This window comes from Undibacterium sp. MH2W, assembly GCF_049340215.1.
Lineage (GTDB): Bacteria > Pseudomonadota > Gammaproteobacteria > Burkholderiales > Burkholderiaceae_D > Undibacterium.
Genome location: NZ_JBMPPA010000001.1, coordinates 396,361 through 422,759 on the forward strand (window position 1 = coordinate 396,361; position 26,399 = coordinate 422,759).

Below are 26,399 nucleotides of genomic sequence, written 5' to 3' on the forward strand. Positions count from 1 at the left end.
ATTATTGGGGTAGATTGAGACGTTCTTTCGCTAATTGCAGGATTTGTTGTGGGGGATTGGGGCTGAGGCAATCGATCACCACGCGTTCGGGCATGGAGCGCAGCCACGTGAGCTGGCGCTTGGCGAGTTGGCGGGTGGCGATGATGCCGCGTTCGCGCATCTCTTCGTAATCGCATAGTTGGTCGAGGTAGTCCCAAGCTTGGCGGTAGCCAACACAGCGGATCGAAGGGAGGTTGGCATGCAGATCGGGACGCTGTTTGAGGGCGGCGACTTCGTCAATAAAGCCATTGTCTAACATCAAATCAAAACGTAAAGCGATGCGTTGATGTAAGACGCTACGGTCTGCGGGCTCTAGTGACACGGACAGCATATCGAACGCAGGACCCGCTTTGGTTTGGCGGGCAAATAGCGTGGACATGGTTTCGCCTGAGATGGCGTAGATTTCTAAAGCGCGTTGTATGCGCTGGCTATCGTTGGGCTTCAACCGAGCAGCGGTTTCTGGATCGATCTCTGCGAGTCGCGCGTGGAGGCCTGGAACGCCGATACGTTCCGCTTCGGCATCAAGCTCTGCGCGGATGGCTGGATCGGCACCTGGAAGGTCGTCCAATCCTTGTTTCAAGGCGTTGAAGTACATCATTGTGCCCCCAACAAGAATGGGTAGTTTGCCACGCGCTTGGATCTCGTTGACTAAACGTTCTGTATCTTTGCGAAACTGCGCCACGCTATAGGATTCCGCGGGATCGATAATGTCGATGAGATGGTGTGGCGCGCTGGCGAGTTCTTCTGCGCTAGGTTTGGCTGTGCCGATATCCATCTCCCGATAAACGAGGGCGGAATCCACGGAGATAATCTCGGCGGGGATATGCCGGGCGATTTCTAAGGCGGCAGCGGTCTTACCCGATGCCGTGGGGCCCATGATAGCGATAACGTTGGCCTTGTTCATGCTGCAGACTTTCTGTATGACACGATCACACTGGTTGTTGGAACAGGTGATTTTTGCGTAAGGGTTGACGATTAGAGTGCACTGTTTTTGATACGTTGCGCTGCGTTATTGGCCACGCATAAACATTTTATCGAGATCGTTCATGCCTAACTGTACCCAGGTCGGACGACCATGATTGCATTGATCGGCGCGTTCGGTCTGTTCCATTTGGCGGAGCAAGGCATTCATTTCTGGTACCGTCAGACTGCGATTAGCGCGCACGGCGGTATGGCAGGCGAGCGTACCGAGTAATTCATTGCGACGGTCAATTAACACCCGAGAGCCACCAAATTCTCGCACTTCACGCAAAACGTCGCGGGCAAGCGATTGGGCATCTGCATTTTTGAGTAAGGCGGGAACGGCGCGCACAGCCAGCGTGGTGGGCGAGATGGCCGCCATATCAAAGCCGAGTGTCTTTAGGGTATCTTGATGTTCTTCGACGGTACCGACTTCGATGGCATCGGCGTAAAACGTGACGGGAATTAACATCGGTTGCACAGGCATGGCGTTTTCATCGAGCGCATTTTTGAGTTGCTCATACAGAATGCGCTCGTGGGCGGCATGCATATCCACCAGCACCAAGCCTTTGCTATTTTGTGCTAACACATATACGCCATGGAGCTGTGCAAGGGCAAAACCGAGTGGATGATCGTCATCGGGTAAACGCGATGCACTGGCTGATGAGAGAGTGCTGAAAGGCGACTGATCCTGTGGCGTAACGCTGCCACTGTCATTCTCATTGCCGTTGTGACTGCTATTGCTATTGCTGAAAAACGCGCCATAACTTTGCAGACTCTGGGCCACGCCTTGCTCGGTGCGGCGTCCAAATTGATTGTAATTCTGCGTACCGCTGTAGCCTGATTGGCTTCCGTTGGTGTACGGGGATGGCGTATTGAACTGACTGGCAAAGGTCGTTTGTTCGCCCGCAATCCATGGCGTCTTGCCTGATAAGACCGCTGTTGCAGACGCTGCGGTGGCGGGAGCAGGTACGGTACCAAAGGCCGTGGCAGAGGTCTGCGCCAAGGCACGGCTTACTGCATGAAAAACAAATTGATGGACGGCGCGGCTGTCGCGGAAGCGAACTTCAATTTTAGACGGATGTACATTGACATCGACCAATGCCGGGTCAAGGTCAAGCGCTAGGACGTAGGACGGATAACGGTCGCCGTGCAGTACGTCTTGATAGGCGGCCCGTACAGCATGGGTGAGTAACTTATCTCTGACGAAGCGACCATTCACATAAAAGAACTGCGCATCGGCGCGACCACGTGAGGCGGTAGGCAAACCGACGAACCCGTGAATACGCAGCGGTCCAGCACTTTCGTCTAAGGGAAGGCGCGCACTAGAAAACGCATCGCCCAGAATTTGTGCGCTCCGTTTGTCGATGGCGCTGACATTCCAATGATCGACGGCTTTGCCATTGTGAGTGAGCGAGAACGAGACATCGGGGCGGGCGAGGGCGATGCGGCGAACAACTTCGGCGCAATGTCCAAACTCGGTTTGTTCCGATTTTAAAAATTTACGACGTGCTGGGGTGTTGTAATACAAATCCTGCACATCAACCGTGGTGCCAACCGCCCCAGAGGCGGGTGAAATTTTACCAGCTTCAATTTGCCACGCGTGCGGTGCATCGGCGGTCCGTGTGGTGAGCGTTAGCAAGGAGACGGAGGCAATCGACGCCAATGCTTCTCCACGGAAACCAAGGGTAGCGACGTTTTCTAATTCCGTGAGGGATGAAATCTTTGACGTGGCATGTCGTGCGACGGCCAGCGGAAGTTGCTCTGGAGGAATGCCGCGACCATTGTCGCAGATCGCAATACGCTTCACTCCACCTTCTTCCAGCCGGATTGTGATACTCGTTGCACCTGCATCGAGCGCGTTTTCGAGTACTTCCTTTACGACGGCGGAGGGACGTTCGACCACTTCGCCAGCGGCAATCTGGGAAATAAGGTGGTCGGGGAGGGCCTGAATCGGCCGATAAGCAGGAGAATTCGTAGTCATTCCCCGATTATACCCGTCTGTGCTTGCGCGTAATACCGCATAGTGTATGATTGCGACGGCTTCATTGACTAGGATAATAATGGATTTAATGCAACTATTTGACATGATCTTGCATGTCGACAAAATGCTGGATGAGGTAATCAAGCAATACGGGACGTTGGCCTATTTTGTTTTATTTGCCATTATTTTTTGCGAAACGGCGTTTGTTATTTTTCCGTTTTTGCCGGGTGATTCATTGTTGTTCATCGCAGGCGCATTCAGTGCAACAGGTTCATTGAATGTCGTGATAGTGATTACGCTCTTTATTTTGGCTTCTGTGCTTGGGAACACGGCCAATTACTGGATAGGCAGTTTGATCGGCCATAAAATTCTTGAGAAAAATTACGGCTGGCTAGACAAGAACGCTTTAATGAAGACCCATGAATTTTATGAAAAACACGGTGGTAAAACGGTGGTGTTGGCACGTTTTATTCCGATCGTGAGAACGTTTGCGCCGTTTGTCGCTGGGATTTCAGAAATGACGCATAAGACTTTCCAGACCTTTAATGTTCTGGGCGCCTTATTGTGGATTTTTTCGCTGGTACTGAGCGGTTATTTCTTTGGTAACATTCCATTTATCCGTGATCATCTCAATACCATCGTTTTATTCGGCGTTGGTGTGGCAATTATTCCGGTGATCTTGGGTGCGGTGTGGAAGTTGATCAGCGGGTTCCGTCGCAAGCGATAAGCATGTAAAAACGGACTCTTGCGTGTCCGCTGGCATGAGTAGGGCGTCAATAGAGGTGCGGTTTGAAAGAGACAACATCCTCCACGGTGGTCTGGTTAGCGCAGCAAGCGCCTCGTAAGCCCGAGATCGGGCAGTCATGTAACGGGTGTGGCGTGTGTTGTGCTGCTGAACCCTGTCCGGTGGCACGGGTCTTTTTGTGGCAGCGTAAGGGCAGTTGTCGTGCCTTAATGTGGGATCCGTCGCAAAGTCTGTATCGATGTGGAATGCTGCTTCAGCCTGCAGCCTTTTTGGATTGGCTGCCACAACGCTGGCAAGGATGGTTTGGACGGCGCGTTCGTCGATGGATCTCTGCTGGTGTTGCGTGTGATTCTGATGCGACGATTGAATAAAAACAAAGCCCGGCATCGTGTCGGGCTTTGTTGTTTGTGGCGTGGTTTGTGATGTGGTTGAGGTCGCCGTTTAAGTAAAACGACTTTTTGCTAACGGCGGATTACGCGAGAAGTACTTTTTAATCCCCTTCATCACAGCTTCCGCCATCTGATCTTGGTACGCCTCATCCGTCAGCTTGGCTTCTTCTTCCGGATTAGAAATAAACGCGGTTTCGATCAAAATGCTTGGGATATCCGGCGCTTTCAAGACGGCAAAGCCCGCTTGTTCTACCGATCCTTTATGCAGCTTGTTGATGCCGCTGATTTCTGACAGCACAACTTTACCCAGCTTTAAACTATCGTTGATTTGTGCCGTGGTGGAGAGATCCAGAAGCACGCTGGCGAGCTGTTTATCATGCGTTTTAATGTTGACGCCGCCGATTAAATCCGCCGCGTTTTCATTATCAGCGAGCCACCGTGCTGCGGCAGAGCTGGCGCCTTTGTCTGAGAGCACAAATACCGATGACCCTTGCGCTGACGCATTCACAAACGCATCAGCATGCACAGACATAAACAAATCCGCCTGTACCGCGCGGGCTTTTTGTACACGGACATTCAATGGCACAAAAAAGTCCGCATCACGGGTCAGCATGACCCGCATATTGGGCTGCTGTTCTATTTTTGCTTTCAGACGTTTGGCGATCGACAACACAACGTCTTTTTCATGGTTCCCGCCGCGCCCCGTTGCTCCAGGATCTTCACCGCCGTGGCCTGGGTCAATCGCAATCGTGATCATTCGACCATTGCCAGTGCTCTTTTCTGGCGCAGAAGACGCTTGTTTTGCATCGATTTTTTGCTCGACCTTTGAATCTATTTTTTGTTCCGTTTTTTGATCGCCCTTTTGCTCGGTTTTGGCGTCATTTTTTGCTATTGCAGTCGGCGGCGTCGATGAATTGGGTACTGTTGGTGTCGATATCGTCGGCGTCGTCGGCGCAATCTGGGCCTGCTTGCCGTCATTTTGCCAGTCGCCTTTTTCTATCATCGCCATGATGGGATCAGGTGCCGTAGCGGGATACAAATCAAACACCAAGCGATGCTTGTAATTGCCAACGGGTTGCAGCGTAAAGACCTGTGGATTGACTTCTTCTTTCAGATCAAACACCAAGCGGACGACGTTAGGCTTATTTTGTCCTACGCGTACTTGTTTGATGTACGGGTCATTCGCTTGAATTTTTGCGACCAGCTCTTTTAAGGTCGGATTGAGCTCAAGGCCTTCGATATCAACGACCAAGCGCTCAGGATTTTTGACGGTGAAATAATTAGTGACCAGTTCACTGTCATTTTCTAGCGTGACACGGGTGTAGTCATCAGCAGGCCAGACGCGTACCGCCAAGATTTTGGCGGCATGGGCAGTTTGGGGAACAAGGACTGACAGAAGTAATGTGCCGCCCGCTTTCAAGAAGGTGCGGCGCTTTTTTGCCACGGACACCGTGTTGGTGGGCGTGGCGTCCATAACAGATTCTGACGTTACAGATTCGGAACAAATTGGAGTGATGCGAGACATGCGATACCTTTGGCAGACAACGCTTGTAATTCTACCTCACGCCCGTCGCCTTTGACGCGTAAAAATACATGTAAGTCCGGTTCCGGAAGAAGACCTTCTGCTTTTTCCGGCCATTCAATGATGCAAACCGTGTGATCATTGAATTCTTCTCTGAAACCTGCCTCCAGAAATTCTTCTGCACTGACCATGCGGTAGAGGTCAAAATGCATAATGGTGGTTGGTTGACCTTGAATCTGGACGGCGTAAGGTTCTGCTAATGTGTAAGTAGGACTTTTGACGGTACCAACGTGACCTGCAGCATGAATCAACGCGCGCGTGAGCGAGGTTTTGCCTGCTCCCAAGTCGCCATGCAAATACAGCGTCATTCCGGGGCTCAGGGCGTGTGCTAAACATTTACCTAATGCCTGCGTAGCCGCCTCGTCGTGCAGGGTCGTTTTATAATGGGACATTTCCAGCCTAGTTTCTATTTATGAATGCGCTAAACATAGCATATTGCCTCGCCCTTGTGTATGGTCCTAGGGGACGTGCGTGAGTCTCGACGAACAAGCATTGGCTGCCTTGTCAGCTCAAATTAAAGTATGGGGCAAAGAATATGGCTTCGCAGAAATACGCATTGCGGATGTCGATCTGCGCCACGCAGAAAGTGGCTTGCAGGCATGGCTGGATGCCGGGTTTCATGGTGAGATGGCTTATATGGCCGCACATGGAACAAAACGCAGTCGGCCTGATGAATTGGTCCCTGGCACAGTACGGGTGATTTCTGCGCGGATGAATTATTTACCTTCATCCGCATCGTGGCGAGACGCTGAGAAAAATCATGCGCCCGATACCGCCGTTATTTCTCTGTATGCGAGGGGGCGGGATTATCACAAGGTCCTACGCTCACGCTTGCAGCAATTAGCCGACAAAATTGCTGCACAGATTGGTCCATTTGGGTATCGGGTCTTCACCGATTCAGCACCCGTGATGGAGGTGGCGCTTGCAGAAAAAGCGGGTCTCGGTTGGCGTGGTAAGCACAGTCTGTTACTGAGCCGCGAAGCAGGTTCGATGTTTTTTCTAGGCGAAATTCTCGTTGATCTTCCATTACCAGTCGACGAGCCAGTTGGGCAACACTGCGGTCAATGCCAATCCTGCATGGACGTCTGCCCGACACAGGCGATTGTTGCACCATTTCAGGTCGATGCACGTCGTTGCGTGTCCTATCTCACGATTGAGTTGCATGGCAGTATTCCGGTCGAATTACGCCCATTAATCGGCAACCGAGTCTATGGATGTGACGATTGCCAGTTGTTTTGCCCATGGAATAAGTTTGCACAAAGCGCCGTTGTGGATGATTTCGAGGTACGCCACGGGCTCGACCATGCTCGCATGGTGCATTTATTGCTTTGGACTGAAGAGCAGTTTCTGCGCATCATGGAAGGTAGCCCGATCCGCCGGATAGGTCACGAACGTTGGCTCCGAAATATCGCAGTTGGCTTGGGAAACGCGGCGTCTCAGATGCCCGGAGATCCAGATATTGTTGCGGCATTGACGAGCAGGCTTGACCATCCCTCGGCGATGGTGCGTGAACACATTCAGTGGGCGTTAGAGCAACATGGGCAGCGTGTTGTGTAATAAGCAAATGTATTGTTACATCAGCAAAAGTCGATCCTGAGTGACACCCTTGATGGCGCGTGCTGTCGCAGATCTGTCGTCGAACAATGTAAAAATCACGTGCCGTTAATGATCCTGCCGATGTTTACCGCTATGATGGCGTTTTTGTGTCACACAAATGAAATACGACCCGCTGGGAAGCATTGCATTGGCGTGACGCCGGACTGAATTTTTGTCGGTGCGATGACATTGTTACGTATATTCTGCGCTCTGATCTCATTCATAGTACTGCACTAGAAGCACAGAGGCGTTTTGATGGATGATTGCCGGTCATCAGCATCGGCTCTGTTGATCGCCGAGTGCTATGCGCGGAGGTCACTTTTAGCAATCGTATTAAATCGTATTAAACCGTACTAATCGTATTAATGAGCAATGCGCAGGTAAGACTGAACATAAAAACAAGGATAGATTTTGAGACAACCATCATTTTTAAAGCAGTTGACCCGCACAAAGGCGGTCGAAGCGCATGATATTCTTTCTGACGAGCAACAGCAAAATAGCTTGCACCGGTCGTTAGGCATTTTTTCTTTGACGATGATCGGCGTGGGAGCCACGATCGGCACCGGCATTTTCTTTACCATGGTCGAAGCAGTACCCAAAGCCGGACCTTCGGTCATTTTGTCCTTTTTAATCGCAGCGCTGACCGCGGGGCTGACGGCCTTGTGTTACTCGGAATTGGCAGCACGGATTCCCGCTTCAGGCTCCTCGTATTCATTTGCGTATGCCACCGTGGGCGAATTTGCTGCTTTTGTAGTGGCAGCGTGTTTGCTCCTTGAGTATGGATTAGCGGCAAGTGCCACGGCGATCGGCTGGTCGGATTATTTGAATAACTTTTTGCAGAACGCTATTGGTTGGAAAATTCCTGAAATGCTACGTTCACCCATGATTGTTTCAGGTCCGAACGGCGTCGAATTCCATCCAGGACAATTCAACTTGCCACCGATTGTCTTGGTCTGTATTTGCTGCTTCTTACTGCTGCGCGGGGCAAAAGAATCGGCGACCGTTAATGCCATTATGGTGATGATCAAATTGGTTATTTTGATCTTTTTTGCTGTCATTGCGTTTTCTGGATTTAACATTGAGCATTTCACGCCTTTCTTTAATACCGATAACAGCAAAGGCATGGCGGGTATGGCGGGCGTTACGTCTGCCGCTGGCACCGTGTTTTTCTCATTTATTGGCTTAGATACCGTTGCAACGGCGGGTGCCGAGGTGAAAGACCCTAAACGCAACGTGCCGCTGGGGATTATGGCGGCACTGATTGTTGTGACGGTGTTCTATATGCTGGTCGCGGTCGCGGCTGTTGGTGCCCAACCTGCGTCGATGTTCCAAGGGCAAGAAGCAGGCTTGGCGGTGATTCTGCAGAACGTTACAGGGAAATCCTGGCCAGCGCTGATTTTATCGGCAGGTGCAGTCATCTCTGTATTTAGCGTGACGCTGGTGACAATCTATGGCCAAAGCCGCATTTTGTATGCGATCAGTAAAGATGGCTTGATTCCTTCGTCCTTCCAAGTCGTCAACCCGCGCACCCGTGCACCGGTCGTCAATACAGTGATCGTTTGTGTCGCCGTCGCGATTGTTGCTGGTTTGGTCGATTCTACGTTCCTGTGGGATATGGTCAGTATGGGAACATTGGTGGCCTTTATCGTGGTGTCGTCGGCAATTCCGGTGATCCGTCACAAAGGCATTGGTCAAGGCATGGAAGGGTTCCGTGTACCGTTTGGTCCCTATTTGATTCCTGGGCTGAGTATTTTTGCTTGCTTGTATATTTTAAAAGACCTTTCTGACACCACATTCAAGGTATTCTTTGCGTGGATGACATTAGCGATCGCGTTGTATTTTATTTACAGCAAGCGTCATTCCCGCCTGAATAAGTCGGCGAATCAATAAGCGACAACATCGGAAGCGCCGCGCCCTGTGATTGCATGCCCTGAACGTAGGGCAAAGGGCGCTCTTGCTGCGGTGTTTTTCAGCTTGTGTCGTCAGTGATCGATGAGTAATCCCTCGTTGGAATTGACCCAAAAATGGTGAAAGCAATGAACATAATCAAGGCAATACAAGCAGTGAATACACGTCAACTCAAACGCAGCGCCATGACATTTGCCATGCTCGCCGTCGCCATGAGTGCCGTCGGTGCGCGGGCAGAAGGAATCGGTAGCGTTGATACGGCATTTAAACTCATCGGCCCCGACCATAAAATCGTCGTCGAAGCTTACGACGATCCCAAGGTGAATGGCATTACCTGTTATGTGTCTCGCGCCAAAACGGGCGGGATTGCCGGTGGTTTGGGGTTGGCAGAAGATAAGTCTGAGGCATCAATTGCATGCAGACAGGTTGGCCCCATTAGCTTTACAGGACCACTCAAGCAAGAAGAAGAGGTCTTCAATCAAAGTTTGTCCATCTTGTTCAAAAAGTTACGCATCGTTCGGATGGTGGATCAAAAGCGCAATGCATTGATTTATTTGACTTACTCCGAAAAACTGGTCGACGGCTCCCCCAAAAACAGCGTGACAGCGGTTGCGGTAGATCATGGGACGGTCATTCCAGTTAAATAAAATAGTGCTATCCTGATGATGTAATGCCACTATTTGCGCGTTGGCACAGTCTAAATAGAACGACTGTGCCGATTTCGTCATAAAAAGACGATATTTGTGCACAGGAAAGAATTTCTGTGAGGCAATGGATGCGTTAAAATGCGTTTTGCTCGCAATGACCTTTATATTTTTTTAACATGACACCCTCGAGTTCTCCTGCCGTTGCGTCTGATCAATCGGTTGATGCACTGATCAAAACCATCCGGATACCGCCACGCCCCAGCATGCTCATTGACGTGCAGGCGGAGTTGGCGTGTAAAGAACCCGATCCAAAGCGCCTCGCAGCGACCATTGCGAACGATGTTGCTTTGTCTGCTTCGCTGATGAAGCTCACCAATTCATCGTTTTTTGGTTTGCGTCTGAAAGCCAGTTCGGTGGAGCATGCGGTGCATTTATTGGGATTGCGGCAGAGTGGCTTATTAATGACGGGGATCATTGCCCGTCAGTCGGTCAAAGTAGAGAATATGTCACTGGTGAAATTCTGGGACTTTTCTTCTAAGCGTGCGCAGGCGATGGCGCATTTGGCAAGTCATATGCGTGTGTGTTCACCGGATCTGGCGCATACCTTTGGTCTTTTTTGTGATATCGGCATCCCCATTTTGATGGAACGTTTTGAGGGATACCAAGAAACGCTTGATTTCGCCAGTCAAGAGTTCGAAAAGAAATTCACCGCGGTAGAGCAGGAAAGACACAGTACCAGTCACACCTCGATTGGTGCATTAATGGCGCGTACTTGGGGCCTGCCTGAAGAAGTATCGACAGCGATTTTGTTGCATCACGATTATGATGCGTTGCAGGACAGTACTACTCCAGAAACCATACGCGCGTTGATTGCGCTGGCGCTTGTCGCTGAATACAGCATCCACAAATATCACGGTGAAGAAACGCTCGCAGAGTGGGAAAAAGGCGGCGCACTTGCTTGCGATTTTCTGGGTCTTCCCAACGATGAATTAGAAGACCGATTTGAAGAGCTGCACGATCTTTTCAACTCTGTGCACTGATCACTTCCCGCATCGACTGGGACACATCAAAATAAGCGATTGAGTACTCTCGCGGGCAACATGACAACCGCCCGCAAGAGCTCAAAGACGCCTTCCACCGCAATACCGAGCAACCGAAACGGCAATGTAAGAACCCATACCAGTGGGTAGAGTACGATTGCGATCAGTGCCAGTGGCCAGCAAAAAATAAACAAAAAAAGCCAGATAAATAAAGTCAGCATGATGATTTTATTTGACGATGATATGGATGAGATTGCTCAGCATGACGAGGGCGATTGTCGCAATAACGACGGCATCCATGTTTGCGTAGAGTTTCATACGATTTCCTTTCAATGTTGGGTTGATGGTGTCACTGTAGCGTGCACTGAAAGGTAATTCGAGGACAATGAGATAAACGGTGAGAGACGTAGGATAGAACGCAATGGGGCCGGATAAAGTGATACGCCCCACATTCAATATCGATCACTGAGCAGTGACATGACTACTCGTGTCGGCACATGAAGGCATATTACGGTGTCATTTTGCTCAGCAATACATCAATCATCGCAGCGGTCTGCGCATCTGGAACTCCATCGAATTTCTCTGGTCGGTACTTCATCTGAAATGCGGCAATCACATTCTTTGTTGGCTCATCCATGACGCCGAGTTGCGGAATTTTATAGCCGATTTTTGCCAGTTTTTGCTGGAACCACTTCACGTCAGGTAACTGCTGCTCATACGTCGGTTGCAGCTCGGCGACAGCACTTGCGTCTGGCCAGTAAATCAAACCTGCATCCGCCAGTTGTTTCCATGGAAAAAGTGGGCCCGGGTCTGGCTTACGTTGCGGTGCGATATCCGAGTGCGCCAAAATGTATTGAGGGCGGATGTGGTAACGGGTTGCGATGTCTTTGACCAGTGCAATAACGCGGTCAATTTGGGCTTGTGGAAACGGGAAATAAACCCTGCCGTCTGGCGTCTCTTTGTAGCCGAGGTTCACAATTTCAATGCCAATCGAACTGGCATTCAGACGACTAAAGTCGCGCCAGTCACTGTAGCCAGCGTGATAGGCCATGCGGCTTTCGTCCACTAATTGCCAGACTTTGATGGGGTTTTCATTGCCCACCAGATAGTGAGCGCTGACGTCTTGGGTGCTGAGCACACGTAATGAGGTCGGCTGATCAATGGCTGTGTAATGCAGGATGATAAATTGCACCCGGTCTTCCTGACCTTTTGCCACCACACTACGATCGATGTCAGCGCGGGGAGGTGTCGTTGCACAGCCGCTCAGCAATCCGATCATTAATCCGAAAAATCCAATAGCAAAGCGTTTTTTCATAGAGAATATTGTCATCGTTGAATGTGTAATGGAGATATTTATAGCGTTTTCAATTGTCTTGCTGCGAGGCGAGCGGCAGAAAAATGGGCCTGACAGGGCTTTTGTCTGAAGCTGATCTCGGGCGGTAAATTGGCCCGTAAGGATTCCGTGATCACTGGATGCAATTCTTGCACGCGACCGCTCATGGCAATCGGTTTATCACCAAATCGCTTACACATCGCCAAGCCAAGTCGCGCCAATTCTTCCCCAGCACGTTTGAGAATATCCAGTGCTACGAGGTCTTTATCTGCCGCTTGGGCAACAGCGAGTGCGAGCTTGCCAATGTCACCTCGGCTGCGCTGATAAATGAATTCGCGGGATTGGTTCCAGTCGGCGCTACCGATCGCTTGAAAAATTGTCCGCGCCAAAAACGACGTGCGCCATTGCTCAGGATATTCGTCCTCGAGCCGCCAAATATGGCGTAAAGCCTCACGAGCGATCCAAAAGCCGCTACCACCATCATCGAGTAAATAGCCTCGTCCCCCGGCGCGATGAAACTGTCCTTGTTCGTCGATATAAACAGCGATGGATCCTGTGCCCGCATAAATCAGGTATCCAGCACCGGGTCGGAATGTATCGTGGTAGGCGATTTCAACATCATTCCCGACACAAATCTGCTCGTCGGGTAACTTAAAAATTTTTGCCAGCGTGCTTTGAAGATGTTCTGTATTTTCCCCAAACCCTGTGATGCCCGCTCTGACGGATTGCAAAATACCGTGGGTGCCTGCGGTCGCGGCGAGGGCAGAAAAGACCCGCTTAAATACTTGCTTACCTTCTGAGGTATTGAAATGCAAGGCGGTCAGTCCCTCTGCGGTGCCGCTGGCAATGATTTCCTCATCAATCCCCGCGAGTGCCCAGCGGGTCTGTGTGCCGCCCGTATCGATGCCAAGACCCAATATCGGCGGTGTGTAGGGGGTAGAAGGTGGCACGGGTGTGTGGTGGTGGATCGGGGGCATGCGAGTGAGCAAAGACTAACTTTTGTCTTTTTACTTGAGGGTTGAAAAAAATAAGTGTAAAACAGCCAACGCCATGAATATCGCGTGTAATTCCGTTTATTATAGGTCGCTTATTGCCTGCCGTATGTATGAATGTGCATGCTGTCCGTACATGTAGCGGAAAATACAATCGTGTTGATGATGTACCTCAATGCTAGTTTGATACGAAAAGTGACGGAAAACACGATCGTATCGTCCCCTTGAATCACTCTGAGAACAAAAAATAAAAACGATGAGCACCACCTTACCCCCGTCCGACGCTGCTGTTCAATCCTCTTCTCATCGAGCATGGCGCTGGGTTCCTTCGCTTTATTTTGGTCAGGGAATTCCGTATGTTGTTGTCATGACCCTCTCGGTAATCATGTACAAAAACAGTGGTATTTCGAATGCGGATATTGCTTTATATACAAGCTGGCTCTACTTGCCTTTCGTGATCAAACCTTTGTGGTCACCGATTGTTGATCTGCTTAAAACGCGGCGACTCTGGATTGTCAGCATGGAGTTGCTGATTGGCGCCTTATTTGGTTTGATCGTACTCGTCATTCCATTGAGTGGATTTTTTCAATGGACTTTACTGATGTTTTGGCTACTGGCCTTCAGCGCGGCAACGCATGATATCAGTGTGGATGGCTTTTATATGCTGGCATTAGAGCAGCATCAGCAAGCAGCTTATGCTGGTGTTCGCAGCATGTTTTATCGTATTGCGATGCTGACCGGGCAGGGGGTATTGGTATTTGTTGCAGGGATGCTGAAAGATCTGACGGGGCGTGTTGATCTCGGCTGGTGTGCGGTATTTGCGGGACTTAGTCTGCTTTTTTTGAGCCTTGCTTGGTATCACTATCGTGTACTGCCGTTCCCAGCACAAGACCGTCGACAAGATGCTCCCGCAGCCAGCGTACAAGAGTTTTTGGCGGTGTTTCGTGATTTTTTCAAAAAGAAAAATTTGTTACTGAGCATTTCTTTTCTACTTTTTTATCGTTTTGGTGAGGCACAGCTCGTTAAAATGGCGCCGCCTTTTTTGTTGGATGATGTGCTCAAAGGCGGGCTCGGTTTGTCCACCCAAGCAGTGGGCATTATTTACGGTAGCGTCGGGATGTTGGCACTCACTGCGGGTGGTTTATTGGGTGGTGCTGCGATTGCTCGGTTTGGACTTAAGGCTTGTTTGTGGCCCATGGCGTTGGCGATTAATGTGCCGCATGTGGTGTACGTCTATCTCGCTTTTGTGCAGCCGCAACAGGTCCTGTTGGTCGGTGCGGCCGTCGCGATCGAACAAATGGGGTATGGTTTTGGGTTTGCGGCTTATATTCTCTATATGATTATGTTGGCCGAAGGCGAGCACAAGACCGCGCATTATGCGATCTGCACTGGATTTATGGCGCTGAGCATGATGCTGCCAGGGATGTTTAGTGGTGCATTACAAGCAACCCTTGGCTATGCGCACTTTTTTGTGTGGATTTGTTTGTCTGCTGTTCCTACTTTTATTGTCGCGGCGATGATCAACATTGATCCGGCGTTTGGCAGAAAACAAGATGAATAGTTGGTGACGGACCGCGCACCAGACGACCGAAGTCGGCTTCAATGCCCAACGGTGGGACACCTGTCCATAGACATGACGGAGACATGATAATAGGTGTCTTCAATGAGGATAAATAAATAAATGAATGTACGTTTTTTTTGCAAGCAAGCTCTTGCTGCATTTGGGTTGATGTCGGTTGTGATGACAGGCATTACCGCACCGGTCAAAACACTGCACGTATTACTGACCAAGCAAGAGAGCGTGATGGATCCAGCGGTCGCCTCAGATATCACCACGGTGAGTATCAATGAAAATATTTTCGAGCCGATGCTAACGTATGATTATCTCGCCCGTCCCTTGAAATTAAAGCCGAATACGCTTTCCGCCATGCCCACCATCAGTGATGGTGGAAAAACCTACGTCATGCATTTACAGCACGGTATTTTATTTACTCCCGATGCGGCGTTCCATGGCAAACCACGTGAATTGGTGGCTGACGATTATGTTTATGCGATTAAGCGCCTGTATGACCCGGTGTTGAAATCACCATGGTTGTTCATGTTTGAAGGCAAATTGCAAGGTGATGAGAAATTACGTGCAGATAAACTACCTGCTGGCAAGCAAGTGGATATCAATACCCCGATCGCTGGCATCAAGGCGCTTGATAAGTACACGCTGCAAATTAAACTTAATGCCCCCGATACCAACTTTTTGTTTATTCTCGCGACAACAGCAACGGGTGCTGTTGCTAAAGAAGTGATGCAAGCCTATGGTAGTCAGGCGGGTAATCATCCCGTTGGTACAGGACCATTTTTTTTGAGCCAATGGCAGCGGAGCTTTCAGATTGAATTGAGTAAAAACCCCGACTACCGATCGACGCCCTTTGAGGGCGATGCGGGACAAGACCCCGTCGTGAAAGCCATTGCCGCGCGTCTCCAAGGGAAACGCTTGCCGCTCGTTGATAAAGTCGAGATCAGTATTGTAGAGGAACAGCAGGCGCGGGTATTGGGGTTCTTGAATCGCGAATTTGATGTGTTGGAACAAGTACCTGCACCCTTAGCGGAAATGGTATTGAAAGACGGCAAACTCAAACCTGCTTTGCAGCAGCAAGGTATTCAGCTGACGATGTTTCCGACATTGCAAACGTATTACATGTGGATGAATATGCAGGACCCCGTCATTGGGGGATATACACCAGAAAAAATTGCTTTACGACGCGCAATCGCTTTGGCGTATAACAGCAAAGAAGATATTAGTCTGATGGAAAAGGGCTTAGCGATCCAAGCGCAGACACCGTTACCGCCCAGCGTACTGGGTTATGACGCACAATTTGTGAGTCCAGTGCAATACGATATTCAGCTTGCGAACGCCTTACTAGATCATTTCGGTTATCGACGTGGTGCGGATCATTATCGTCAATTACCGGATGGCCAACCGTTGCAATTACTGATGCACACCGAAGCGAATGCATCCGGGCGTTTACGTGACGAAGTCTGGCGTAAAACCATGGATACCCTCGGCATCCGGATTCAATTTAAGGCCGATAAACACTCCGAAATTATTCATGCCGCGCGGTTGGGTAAAGTTCAAATGACCGAAGCAGATTGGATTGCGGATTTTCCGGATGGCGAGAATTTTTACCAATTGCTGTATGGCGGTAATGTTGGCCGAGCGAACTACGCCCGTTTTGATTTGCCAGCATTTAATCAATTGTATGAACAGTCGCAGAAAATAGCGGATTCTCCAGAGCGTCGGCGTCTGTACCAACAAATGGCGTTATTGGTTGCTGCTTATAATCCATGGGTTTTACGCACTCATCCATTGTCAGCAGATGTAACCCAACCATGGCTGCAGAATTATTTACGTCATCCAGTAAACTTTACCAATTGGCGTTATCTGGATATTGCGCCAGACGCGCAGCAAAACCATAAAAAATAAGGCTGCATGACGAGCACATGCAGCCGGTGGTGTTACATCATGGCGTTTGCTTTGAGGCTTTCCTGCCCTGATCGACTGATCGCCATGACGGTGATCTGACGTACAGCAGCAGGCGCGCCGTTCTTGACATCAATGGTGAGCTGCGATGCGGGCTGAACGGAAAAGAGCCATTGTTGATCTGTCCGCTTCCAGATCGCTAACCAACGGGTATTTTCTGGATCGGCTAACCGAACACTGATGTTTCTTTTAACCTCTGATAGCGTCAACTGAGGTGGTGCAATGTTGGTATTTTCTAGCCAAGGCGAGGCCGGTACCAATGCGGGCGATGTATATTTTTCTGATGCTAGACGCTGACTGATATTTTTACGGTTTTGCTTTAAAGCGATCAGACTGAAATGGACATGCCCATCACTGCCTTGCCCGCGTAGGGCGTCGACCTGGTTCAGAATTTCGTCCGCAGTCCAAGAGTGTTCGGTGTGATCAATACGGCTGGTATATAAACCAGGCCAGATATGACGCTGCTGCGGATTTTGCGATTGCCAGTAGGCATCAAGCACTTTAAACGCTTGCGGTGCCTGATTGATGGGCCAATAGAGTTGCGGTGACAAGTAATCTAGCCAACCATTCGCAAGCCACAGTTCGACATCGGCGTAGAGTTTGTCATACTGGCTAAAGCCGGTGATACCTGCAGGTACTTTGTCTAAGCGACCAATACCAAAAGGGCTGATGCCAAACTTTACCCAGCTTTTTTCTTGATGAACAAGTGTGTTGACCGCTTCAACTAGGTGATTGACATTGCTTCGTCGCCAGTCCGTACGGCTCAGTGTGCCACCGCTCATGAGATATTTTTGCCAAGAGATTTCGTCTGGAAAATCGACTTCACTACCGTTTGCGGCTTTAATGGGATAAGGGTAGAAATAGTCATCGATATGGATACCATCGACATCATAGCGACGTAATACATCGCCAATTACGGCGATCGTTTGTTGTAGCGCGGCGGGTTCACCGGGATCCATCCACGATAAATCTCCATATTGTTTGACTACTTCGGGGATCGTTTTGCTGACGTGATTTCTGGCCGCATTGCTTTTAGACACCGCCGTTCTGGCGCGGTAGGGGTTGAACCATGCATGCAACTCCAAGCCACGCGCATGGGCTTGCTCGATCCAGAACTGTAATGGATCGTAATACGGCATCGGTGGGCGACCTTGTTCTCCGGTCAAAAATTCAGACCATGGCTCAATCGCGGAAGGGTAAATAGCATCCGCTGCGGGGCGCACCTGCAAGATGATGGCATTCAACTTGAGGGCGACTGCTTGATCGAGGATCGCGATAATCTCTGCTTTTTGCTTATCGCTACTGAGATCGCGGCGACTCGGCCAATCAATATTCGCCACGGTTGAAACCCAGACTGCGCGGAATTCGCGTGGCGTAGGGGGTGTTTCAGCACCCGGAACCTGATCAGGCAGGGGGGCGTTCGCGACAATGACAGATACGGGCGCGGTTGCTGGCGGCAATGAAGATGTCGTTGGCGCGTCTTTTTTGACTTTATTCGTACTACACGCGCACAGCGTACAGAGCAGTAACGCCATGCACCATTGTGAGAATCGACGCCAAAAACGGACGCCAAAGGGCGTAAAGGGCCCGAGATGGTCGGGGGAAGAACGAAGAGCGGAAAACAAAAACATGCGTCGCGGTTGGCTCAATGACAAAGACTTGAGATGCTACTGCATTCCAGTTTATCAAACCAGCCTTTCTTTACACCGCGGGGTATCCCCATGATTCTGGTAGGGGATTTGGCGCTCAAGTACCCTGTTTATTCACGTGATGGCTAGTGACACCATTCTTTCGCTAACGTGAAAGTGACGGCCCATGAAATGATGGCGGTACAAATTGTGCATACAAAACCAAAATACTGGATCGGATAACCCCGACGGCGATTATCGGCAAAAATGATCATTTCACCGACTGTCATGACGGCAGTCAGAATAGCAACGAACATGACCAGCAACATGACCAAGGCTTCTTTATCAGACAAATTACGGCAATTTTGTGTGTAGAGGTGAGCGATCTGGAACGTACGGTCGAATCCCATCATTTCAAACATCACAGCAACGACAACAATCGCCACGGTCATCAATGGGATAAACCAAGTGAGAAAGTGCTTATCCGTGAACGTGATCGTGAGGAGCTTGATCCAGTCTTTTAAGAACGCGAGCATACTTACCTTTGTGATCAGTGTTCAGAACGAGCGCCTCAAGCACACCGTTTTTCGTAAAAGAAACGAGTTTGTGTCACTGAGTATATGTTAACGGTGATCAAGTACAAGTTATGCCGAAGAGCATCTATTTCTTTGTATCAAGATGCTTACAAACAACACTTACTTCGTTGACGAAAAGGCGACCAGGAATGTGGGTCAGAGGAAATGGGCGTCAAGTAAAGCTTGATCCCATGCAGGAATGGGCTGGTATTCCGCAACCAAAAAGTCGATTAAGGTGCGGATTTTGGGCGTCACTTGACGTGTCGCAGGGTAGAGTGCGGTCAGATGGTTGAGTGGTAAATCCCATGCTGTGAGCACGGGGATTAACCGTCCCTCCAGCACGTCGCGCCAAGCGAGAAACGTGGTGTCATAGACGATGCCAGCGCCCCGCAAGGCAGCTTGGTGCAAGACCTTGCCATTGTTAGCGCTAAAACTTGGGGTGATATCGACGGAAACATGTTCACGTTCGCCGGCATGATTTCGTGAAAACTGCCAATGCGCGCCTTGGGTCAGATGACTGAAATGCAGGCAGCGATGGTGCTGCAGATCTAGCGGGTGATGCGGAACACCATGGAGGGCAAGGTAATCTGGACTGGCGCACAACAGACCCCGACACGGAGCCAGCGTTCGCATTTGCAAGCCTAGGCTATCGGGGATGCCGCCCACACGAATGCTCAGATCAAAGCCGTGTTTAAATGGATCAAGTAAGTTATCGTCGACATGCAGGCTGACCTGCAGCTTGGGATGCGCTAAGGTAAAGCGGGCAATGGCGTCCGCTAACCATTCCGCACCAAAGCTCGTGGGTGCCTGCACCCGCAAACCACCGGCGAGTTCGCTGACTGATTGGGTAATGGCGAGACGTCCTAGCTTAGCCTGTTCGACGCTTGCAGCACATGGCGCGAGATAAGCATGACCTGATTCTGTCAGACTCACTTCACGTGTGGAGCGGTGAAGCAAGCGGGTGCCGAGTTCTGCTTCGAGTTGCAGAATCAGCTTGCTCACCAGCGCGCGACTCATGCCCAGCTGTTTTCCAGCCGCACTAAAGCTGCGGTGGCGTGCCACCTCCACGAAGATTTCCATTGCTTTTAGTTGATCCATGCGTCCATTGTCAATAATTTGGCGACAATCTGTCAACCGAATTTCTATTGTGATGAGACAATTTGATTCATTACACTGTGACATTCTCGCCCGTATGGCTGGGCGTGGGCTTGAGATGAATCCACAATAAAAAGGAAAGACAATGCTAACCCAAGAACAAATTTCCCAGTTTCATGAAGACGGTTATGTGCTGATTCCAGATTTCAAAACCGCCGCAGAAATTGCGGCGCTGCGTGAACGTGCAGAGCAGATTGTCAATGATTTTGATCCGGCGAGCTCAAAGTCGATCTTTACCACGAAAGAGCAAGAGCAGCATATCGATCATTATTTCCTTAATTCAGCAACGAACATGAGCTGTTTTTTTGAAGAAGAAGCGTTTGATGCCGACGGTAAATTGAAGCAAGATAAATCATTGTCGATCAACAAAATCGGCCATGCGATGCATGATTTGGATCCCGTGTTTAGTGCATTTTCAAGAGGTCCCGGGTTGGCGCAGGTCGCGAAACAACTCGGCTTACAACGACCACAGATTTGGCAATCGATGTACATTTTTAAGCAGCCGGGAATTGGCGGTGAAGTACGCTGGCATCAGGATGCGACCTATTTTGAAACAGACCCCGTCAGTGTGACCACCTTCTGGTTTGCACTAGAAGACGCTACGCTCGAGAATGGCTGTTTATGGGCAGAACCGGGCGGGCATAAAACACCGATGCGTGAGCGCTTTGTGCGTCATGGTGATGTAGTGACGGTGGAGAAATTATCTGATATGCCTTGGCCTAGCGATGCCACTGCTGTCCCGCTTGAAGTGAAAGCCGGCACACTGGTCTGCTTTCATGGATTGTTACCGCATTACAGCGCCCCGAACCGTTCCCCCATTTCACGTCATGCCTATACGTTGCATGTGACAGATGGTGCGACAACGTATTCGCCGCAGAACTGGATCCAACGTGATGAGCGTTTTCCGGTGCGTGGCTTTGAATGATGGCGGTGCATCATTCGTCTCAAAACAACGACAATGCAACGACAATGCAACGACAAAAGCACGATAAAACAGCGATGAGCCAACAACTTTACATTTTTGCGCCACACTGGGGAAGTGCCCACCTCAGCCGCGAAGCATTTATTGATCGCGTGAAAGAAGCCGGATTCGACGGCATAGAAATGTCTCTGCCAATGGATGTGGAAGAACGTGAGGCATGGTGTAGAGCGATTGAGGACGCGGGGCTTCTGCTGATAGCCCAGCAATGGGAAACAGTGTTCCATGCCGATTTTGAGACGCATAAACAAGCGCTCGCAGAGTACCTCCTCAATGCCTGCGCTGCCCAGCCCTTATTGATCAACACGCACACCGGCAAAGACTTTTATAGCTTTGCCCAAAACAGCGAGTTACTTGATTTGTGTGATCGTATCAGCTTGGAGACGGGCGTTCCCATCGTGCATGAAATTCATCGTAGCCGTTTTTCTGGCCACCCAATGCTGCTCCTACCTTATCTGCAGCAACGCCCCGCATTAGCGTTAAATGCGGATTTGTCCCATTGGTGCTGTGCTTGCGAGTCGTTACTTGAAGATCAGTCGCAGATGCTTTCACAGGTGTTTCCGCACGTGCAGCACATTCATGCCCGAGTCGGTCACAGCCAGGGGCCGCAGGTCAATGATTTTAGAGCACCAGAACATGCCCACGCATTGGCGCAACATCTCGCGTGGTGGGATCGTATTGTTGCCTTGCGCCGCGCAGCAGGAGCAAAGCAAATCACGATGACCCCAGAATTTGGCCCGACGCCGTACACCCCAACTTTGCCTTACACCAATCAGGTCGTGAGCGATGCTTGGGAGTTAAACGTAGCGATGATGCATTTGCTGCGAGCGCGTTACGCAGAGTAAGTCTATACGATCATAAAAAAACGCTGTCAGGTCGTTGAAGATCTGACAGCGTTTTTATCACGACTATATGGTGTGATTGGCGATCAATGCGCTACTTACCAGTTATAAGCAACTTTACCGTAGAAATAACGTCCATCAAATCCATACGGTGAGAACGTGCTGTAAGGCAGTGTTCCACCACTATTGAGGCTGCTTTGGACTTGATCCGGATACTTGTTGGTCACGTTATTGATACCGCCTGTGATTGTCCATTTGCCTGCATGGTAGCTGGCAGCCAGGTCCAGCAAGGTGTTGGCGCTGTAGGTCTGATCTTGGGCCGCATTGTTTTGTGGTACCAAGAAACTACCGTAGCGTGTCACTTGTGCATGGGTTGTCCACTGATTGATGATGTAATCTGCCGCCAGTGTCAGCTTGTCTTTTGGTGCGGATGCTGTTGCACGTAAAATGGACTGGCGGTCAATGAGTGTCAGATTGTTAGCTGCCAGAATCGCAGGATTGGCAGCAACGTTACTCACGCTCGTATTGTTGTGGTTGTAGCCAAACGTCAGCAAGACTTTATCACTGCCGGTGATGGACAATTGATAGTTACCCACGACATCAACACCGCGTGTTTTGGTGTCAAGCGCATTAGTGAAATAACGGGCGGCACCGACCAAGACTCCTTGGTTCGCAAGCACACTTTGTAAGCTGGCAGGCAAGACTAAGTTGCCAGAATATAGAATGCGGTTGTCGATATCGATTTCGTAGGCGTCAACGCTCAGCGATGCATTATTTGTCGGTTGGTACACGCCACCCACACTGAAGTTTTTCGACTTCTCTGGTGCCAACGGTTTTGCGCCCAAGGCTTTGGCTGCTGCCGTACCAACACCAAACGTACCGGTATCCACCGGTTGGGTAGTGCCATTGACGGTCAGTAAGTTCGTACCAGTGATGGTGTAATTTTCTTGCGCTAAGGACGGCGCACGGAAGCCATTCGATGCCGCTGCACGCAGCGCAAACTCTTTGGTCAATGCAAGACGCGCTGACAATTTACCCGAAGTGACGCTACCAAAGTCGCTGTAATCTTCATGGCGAATCGCTGCAGATGCACTCAGTTGTTTGGTCAAATCTGTCTCAAGGTCAGCATACACGGCACTGCTGTGACGGCGGTAATCACCAGAATTCGATGGCTGAAATCCCGCAAAGCCTTGTGCGCCACTGCCACTGTAAGAGTTTGGATTACCTGGGCTAATCTGGTATTCATCGCGTCGGTATTCCGCGCCAAACGCGACTGTCAGTGGATTCGCTAACGCAGCCAATTCAATTTCTCTCGCAGCATCGAAGTTGAATAAGGTCTGTGTATTTCTGAGCTGACCATCATAGAAGCTGGTCGGACTTTTTGCACCGAGACTTAAGTTGGCGGTATTGTTCACGTTGAGTGTGAATTCGTTATAGCCATAGTTCAGACTAGAATCCCAGCGCCAGCCATCAGTATGACCGCGCACACCAATCACGCTAGAGAAGTCAATATTGCGCGCTGCTTCATTAGGCAAGAAACCATTGGGATACAACGGTGAACGTAATGTTGTTCCTGTGGTGTAAGCCGTGCGCCACGTCGCGGCGGCGTTGGTGTTTCGCTGACTTGCGTTAATGAACGTATAGAGTTCGATATCGTCATTCAAAGGTAAGCCAGCATTGATACCCACATTGTATTGCGCCAATTGTGGATCACCTTGTTGCTGTGTGATTTTGCCGTAGAGAGGTTCTAATGGATTACGGAAATCAGCGCCTGCACGATTGGTTGTCCCTTGATGTTTTTCTTCAGCAGTAAAACGTAACCACCCTTTTTCGCCGAGGTGAATGCCGAAGTTGGTACTTAGATCTCCTTGGCGTCCATCGCGTTCACTATATTCACCACCGCTGAGAGCGATTTCACCACCTGTCGCGCCTTTTTTCAGAATGATATTAATCACGCCAGCAATCGCATCAGAGCCATACTGTGCTGCAGCGCCATCGCGCAGAACTTCGATATGATCGATTGAGGATAAAGGAATCGTGTTCAAATCAGCTGGTGAAGAACCACGACCCACAGTGCCGTTGACGTTGACCACCGAGGTCGTATGCCAGCGTTTGCCATTCACCAAAATCAGTGTTTGATCAGGAGAGAGTACGCGTAATTGTGCAGGGCGGTTGGCAGAGGTCGCATCCGCGACCGCTGGACTTGGAAAGTTGAGCGATGGCAGCAAACGATTTAAGGCGGACCCAATGTCCGTGGCGCCGGTTGTTTGCAGATCTTTGCTCGTTAATACATCGATCGGTGCTTCGGAGTCTGTGACCGTACGGTTGACACTACGCGTTCCCGTCACAATGACGGCTTGTGCTGCAGTGGCTTCGGCTGAAGCGACGGTTTGTTGTGCCGATTGTTGCGTTGATTGTTGCGTTGATTGTTGCGTTGATTGTTGAGCATAAGCCGCAGGCATCAGACCACTTGCAAACAAGGCAGAAATGAGAAGAGATGAACGTCGTCGCGTTAAGCGATAAGGGACAGAAACTGACATAGAATTTTCCAATGAAGATAGTGTGCGCTAAGCAGCGGATTGAGCTCCGATCAACGATAGTGCTGATCAATAGCAAGATGAAAGCGATGATACAGGCGGCTCGCTGCACGACCAACGAAGGTTTTGCAATTTGAAAAGACAAAAATAATATATAGCGTTTTTTGCCGTGCTAACGCGTCAATGAAACGATACAGATGAATCGCCTAAATCGTTTCATCGCTTCATTGCTTAGGGAAGAGGTACCTGTGGAAAAGAGGAGCGTGCCGCTGAAAGATTGTCATCAGTGATCGCGCCAGCTGCGACCCAGTCGATCAGTGTGTCGAGAACTGACCGCGCCTTTTCGGCTGCTTCTGCATTGATCATCGCCACAACAATCCACTGTTGATGGTGGATGTCTCGCACATAGCCTGCAATGGCAACGCTATCTTTTAACGTCCCAGTTTTAATGCGTGAACTTTGTGCGGCAAGACTATCCTTGAGTCGACGGCGCATCGTACCGTCTACCCCTGTAATCGGCAGGCTGCTCGCGAATTCTGCATACCAATTACTACGTGATGCTGCTAGTAAAACGGCGGCCATTTGTCGTGCGCTGATTTGTTCGGAACGCGATAAACCGGAGCCATTTTCAAGGACGATACCGGCGTCATTGATTTGATTTTTAAAAAGCCAGGATCGAACCCGAGACTCGGCGCGTTGCGCGCTACTCTCGGTTTGTGGTGCGTTATTGTTCTCTATGCCCAGTGTCAGAAAAATCGTCCGTGCCATTGCGTTATCCGAATGCTTGTTGACGATACGGATCGTGTCGGCCAATGTTTCTGAGGCGCGCTCTACGATCAGTTGTGCCGTGGGCGGCGTGATCCCATCGCTCACGTCACCGTCCCAAGTGCCTCCAAGCTCTTGCCAAAGTTGGTGGATTGCTTGGGCGATGTAACGATTCCGATCAAGTAGATTCAGCGCTTGCGTAATCTGACAATTGCGCGGAAAACTACCATTGAGCGTCACCACCACGTCAGCGCCTTGATAACTGATGTTCGGTGCTTGCCAGTAGGTCTCCCATTGTCCGCAGGGCTTTTTGATGATGTGCAATTGGCTCACTACACTGACATGTTGTAATGGCGTGAGGAGCGTTGGAGAGACCGTATCGTTATCAGATTGCACGCGGATGGTGCTGATGTTGCTGTTGATGAGCAAGGCGTCCGGAATGACGTTGTAATAGGCATCAGGAAACGCATCAAAGGGAGGTGCGTTGGTATCAATGCGCTCAGGCTGAAAATAGCTGCGATCGAGAACGATATTGCCTTGAATCGTTTTGACACCTTGGTAGCGAAGATCACGCAACAAGGCACTCAGCTTCTGTATCGTTAAGTCTGGGTCACCACCGCCGCGCAAATAGAGATTGCCACTCAGCACCTCTGACACTACCGGCTGATCACGCAAGATCTGGGTTTTCCAACGAAAGGCAGGTCCCAATTCATCCAGCGCCACCATGGTCGTCAATAATTTCATGGTGGATGCTGGGTGCATTGGCTGATCAGCGTTGTAGCTGATCAAAGGGATGTTGGACCTATCGTCACCGTGAGCATTCAGTGGGAGAACGACGATGCCGATCCCATTGGCGGGCACACCTGCGCGCTGTAATGCCATCTGTATTGGATCTGGCAAAACCGACTGCATGGCAATATCTTGTCCAGCGCATGCCGTGCTCAGTCCCCATCCTATCGTCAAGAGAATCAAAGGAATGGATTGGCGGAGCGGGGAGAATAAAGACATGGATTCGTCGATCATCAATAGAAAAAGCGCAACGTCAGACGGCACGTTCGGCGGTACACATTGTTGCAGAATTGTAGATGAATTGATATGTTTCCTGAAAAACGGCACAAAAAAAGCAGTCAGAAACGAAAATTCTCGTCGGTACTTTACACATTGACAT

At 50.1% G+C, this 26,399-nt stretch carries 23 protein-coding genes; 10 read left to right on the top strand and 13 right to left on the bottom strand.

All coding sequences use genetic code 11. From position 1 onward, the window contains the following. Position 1: 1 nt before the first annotated feature. Together miaA and mutL are read right to left on the bottom strand one after the other, a co-directional pair. A complete protein-coding gene (gene miaA / locus ACO0K2_RS01750; RefSeq protein ID WP_423015114.1) occupies positions 2–943 on the bottom strand; it encodes a tRNA (adenosine(37)-N6)-dimethylallyltransferase MiaA in 942 nt (313 codons plus the stop codon). Positions 944–1,048: 105 nt separating this feature from the next. Further along, positions 1,049–2,983 (bottom strand): DNA mismatch repair endonuclease MutL, encoded by a 1,935-nt coding sequence (mutL, locus tag ACO0K2_RS01755; RefSeq protein ID WP_423015116.1) that lies wholly within the window; start codon positions 2,981–2,983, stop codon positions 1,049–1,051. Positions 2,984–3,062: 79 nt separating this feature from the next. On the opposite strand from mutL, the gene ACO0K2_RS01760 reads away from it, so the two are divergent. Then, the gene (locus ACO0K2_RS01760) at positions 3,063–3,710 is read left to right on the top strand and encodes a VTT domain-containing protein (RefSeq protein ID WP_423015118.1); all 648 of its coding nucleotides are present in this window, start codon (positions 3,063–3,065) and stop codon (positions 3,708–3,710) included. A gap of 62 nt (positions 3,711–3,772) precedes the next feature. Further along, entirely contained in the window at positions 3,773–4,099 is a 327-nt protein-coding gene (locus ACO0K2_RS01765) for a hypothetical protein (protein ID WP_423015120.1), read from the top strand. Positions 4,100–4,169: 70 nt separating this feature from the next. On the opposite strand, the gene ACO0K2_RS01770 is transcribed toward ACO0K2_RS01765, so the two are convergent. Both ACO0K2_RS01770 and tsaE read right to left on the bottom strand, forming a co-directional pair. Next, positions 4,170–5,591: an N-acetylmuramoyl-L-alanine amidase gene (locus tag ACO0K2_RS01770; protein ID WP_423015122.1), complete on the bottom strand. Its 1,422-nt coding sequence runs from the start codon at positions 5,589–5,591 to the stop codon at positions 4,170–4,172. A 14-nt stretch (positions 5,592–5,605) separates the two neighbouring features. Further along, a complete protein-coding gene (gene tsaE / locus ACO0K2_RS01775; protein WP_423015124.1) occupies positions 5,606–6,091 on the bottom strand; it encodes a tRNA (adenosine(37)-N6)-threonylcarbamoyltransferase complex ATPase subunit type 1 TsaE in 486 nt (161 codons plus the stop codon). A 79-nt stretch (positions 6,092–6,170) separates the two neighbouring features. Between tsaE and queG the strand changes: the two genes are divergently transcribed. The 4 genes from queG (at position 6,171) to ACO0K2_RS01795 (ending at position 10,890) form a co-directional block, all read left to right on the top strand. Continuing rightward, on the top strand, positions 6,171–7,256 hold the full coding sequence (gene queG, locus ACO0K2_RS01780; RefSeq protein WP_423015126.1) for a tRNA epoxyqueuosine(34) reductase QueG: 1,086 nt from the start codon (positions 6,171–6,173) through the stop codon (positions 7,254–7,256). A 450-nt stretch (positions 7,257–7,706) separates the two neighbouring features. Continuing rightward, a complete protein-coding gene (locus tag ACO0K2_RS01785) occupies positions 7,707–9,185 on the top strand; it encodes an APC family permease (protein ID WP_423015128.1) in 1,479 nt (492 codons plus the stop codon). Positions 9,186–9,388: 203 nt separating this feature from the next. Continuing rightward, positions 9,389–9,850, top strand: coding sequence for a CreA family protein (locus ACO0K2_RS01790; protein WP_423016131.1), 462 nt, complete (start codon positions 9,389–9,391; stop codon positions 9,848–9,850). A gap of 176 nt (positions 9,851–10,026) precedes the next feature. Further along, positions 10,027–10,890 carry an HDOD domain-containing protein gene (locus ACO0K2_RS01795; RefSeq protein ID WP_423015130.1) on the top strand — a complete coding sequence of 288 codons (864 nt, stop codon included), beginning with the start codon at positions 10,027–10,029 and terminating at the stop codon, positions 10,888–10,890. A 26-nt stretch (positions 10,891–10,916) separates the two neighbouring features. On the opposite strand, the gene ACO0K2_RS01800 is transcribed toward ACO0K2_RS01795, so the two are convergent. Genes ACO0K2_RS01800 through ACO0K2_RS01815 form a run of 4 tightly spaced genes read right to left on the bottom strand, consistent with a single transcriptional unit; the run spans position 10,917 to position 13,200 of the window. Then, on the bottom strand, positions 10,917–11,111 hold the full coding sequence (locus tag ACO0K2_RS01800; RefSeq protein WP_423015132.1) for a hypothetical protein: 195 nt from the start codon (positions 11,109–11,111) through the stop codon (positions 10,917–10,919). A 7-nt stretch (positions 11,112–11,118) separates the two neighbouring features. Next, positions 11,119–11,340, bottom strand: a complete 222-nt coding sequence (locus tag ACO0K2_RS01805; RefSeq protein ID WP_423015134.1) for a hypothetical protein — start codon at positions 11,338–11,340, stop codon at positions 11,119–11,121. Between the two features lie 58 nt (positions 11,341–11,398). Further along, the gene (locus ACO0K2_RS01810; RefSeq protein WP_423015136.1) at positions 11,399–12,205 is read right to left on the bottom strand and encodes an N-acetylmuramoyl-L-alanine amidase; all 807 of its coding nucleotides are present in this window, start codon (positions 12,203–12,205) and stop codon (positions 11,399–11,401) included. Between the two features lie 38 nt (positions 12,206–12,243). After that, positions 12,244–13,200, bottom strand: coding sequence for an N-acetylglucosamine kinase (locus tag ACO0K2_RS01815; RefSeq protein ID WP_423015138.1), 957 nt, complete (start codon positions 13,198–13,200; stop codon positions 12,244–12,246). Between the two features lie 271 nt (positions 13,201–13,471). On the opposite strand from ACO0K2_RS01815, the gene ACO0K2_RS01820 reads away from it, so the two are divergent. Together ACO0K2_RS01820 and ACO0K2_RS01825 are read left to right on the top strand one after the other, a co-directional pair. Beyond that, positions 13,472–14,776, top strand: a complete 1,305-nt coding sequence (locus tag ACO0K2_RS01820) for an MFS transporter (protein WP_423015140.1) — start codon at positions 13,472–13,474, stop codon at positions 14,774–14,776. Between the two features lie 120 nt (positions 14,777–14,896). Next, positions 14,897–16,693, top strand: a complete 1,797-nt coding sequence (locus ACO0K2_RS01825) for an ABC transporter substrate-binding protein (protein ID WP_423015142.1) — start codon at positions 14,897–14,899, stop codon at positions 16,691–16,693. A 32-nt stretch (positions 16,694–16,725) separates the two neighbouring features. Here the strand turns inward: ACO0K2_RS01825 and ACO0K2_RS01830 are convergent, their stop codons facing one another. The 3 genes from ACO0K2_RS01830 to ACO0K2_RS01840 form a co-directional block, all read right to left on the bottom strand. Beyond that, positions 16,726–18,285 (bottom strand): glycoside hydrolase family 10 protein, encoded by a 1,560-nt coding sequence (locus tag ACO0K2_RS01830; protein ID WP_423015144.1) that lies wholly within the window; start codon positions 18,283–18,285, stop codon positions 16,726–16,728. Positions 18,286–18,524: 239 nt separating this feature from the next. Further along, on the bottom strand, positions 18,525–18,914 hold the full coding sequence (locus ACO0K2_RS01835; protein ID WP_423015146.1) for a hypothetical protein: 390 nt from the start codon (positions 18,912–18,914) through the stop codon (positions 18,525–18,527). 195 nt (positions 18,915–19,109) lie between these two features. Then, a complete protein-coding gene (locus ACO0K2_RS01840; protein ID WP_423015148.1) occupies positions 19,110–20,051 on the bottom strand; it encodes a LysR family transcriptional regulator in 942 nt (313 codons plus the stop codon). A 142-nt stretch (positions 20,052–20,193) separates the two neighbouring features. Between ACO0K2_RS01840 and ACO0K2_RS01845 the strand changes: the two genes are divergently transcribed. Beyond that, a complete protein-coding gene (locus ACO0K2_RS01845; protein ID WP_423015150.1) occupies positions 20,194–21,033 on the top strand; it encodes a phytanoyl-CoA dioxygenase family protein in 840 nt (279 codons plus the stop codon). Positions 21,034–21,077: 44 nt separating this feature from the next. Beyond that, entirely contained in the window at positions 21,078–21,932 is an 855-nt protein-coding gene (locus ACO0K2_RS01850; protein ID WP_423015152.1) for a sugar phosphate isomerase/epimerase family protein, read from the top strand. A 95-nt stretch (positions 21,933–22,027) separates the two neighbouring features. Here ACO0K2_RS01850 and ACO0K2_RS01855 read toward each other — a convergent pair whose 3' ends face one another. Both ACO0K2_RS01855 and dacB read right to left on the bottom strand, forming a co-directional pair. Further along, complete coding sequence (locus ACO0K2_RS01855; RefSeq protein ID WP_423015155.1) at positions 22,028–24,469, bottom strand: TonB-dependent receptor plug domain-containing protein; 2,442 nt, start codon at positions 24,467–24,469, stop codon at positions 22,028–22,030. Between the two features lie 228 nt (positions 24,470–24,697). Further along, positions 24,698–26,239, bottom strand: a complete 1,542-nt coding sequence (gene dacB / locus ACO0K2_RS01860) for a D-alanyl-D-alanine carboxypeptidase/D-alanyl-D-alanine endopeptidase (RefSeq protein WP_423015157.1) — start codon at positions 26,237–26,239, stop codon at positions 24,698–24,700. Positions 26,240–26,399: the final 160 nt, after the last annotated feature.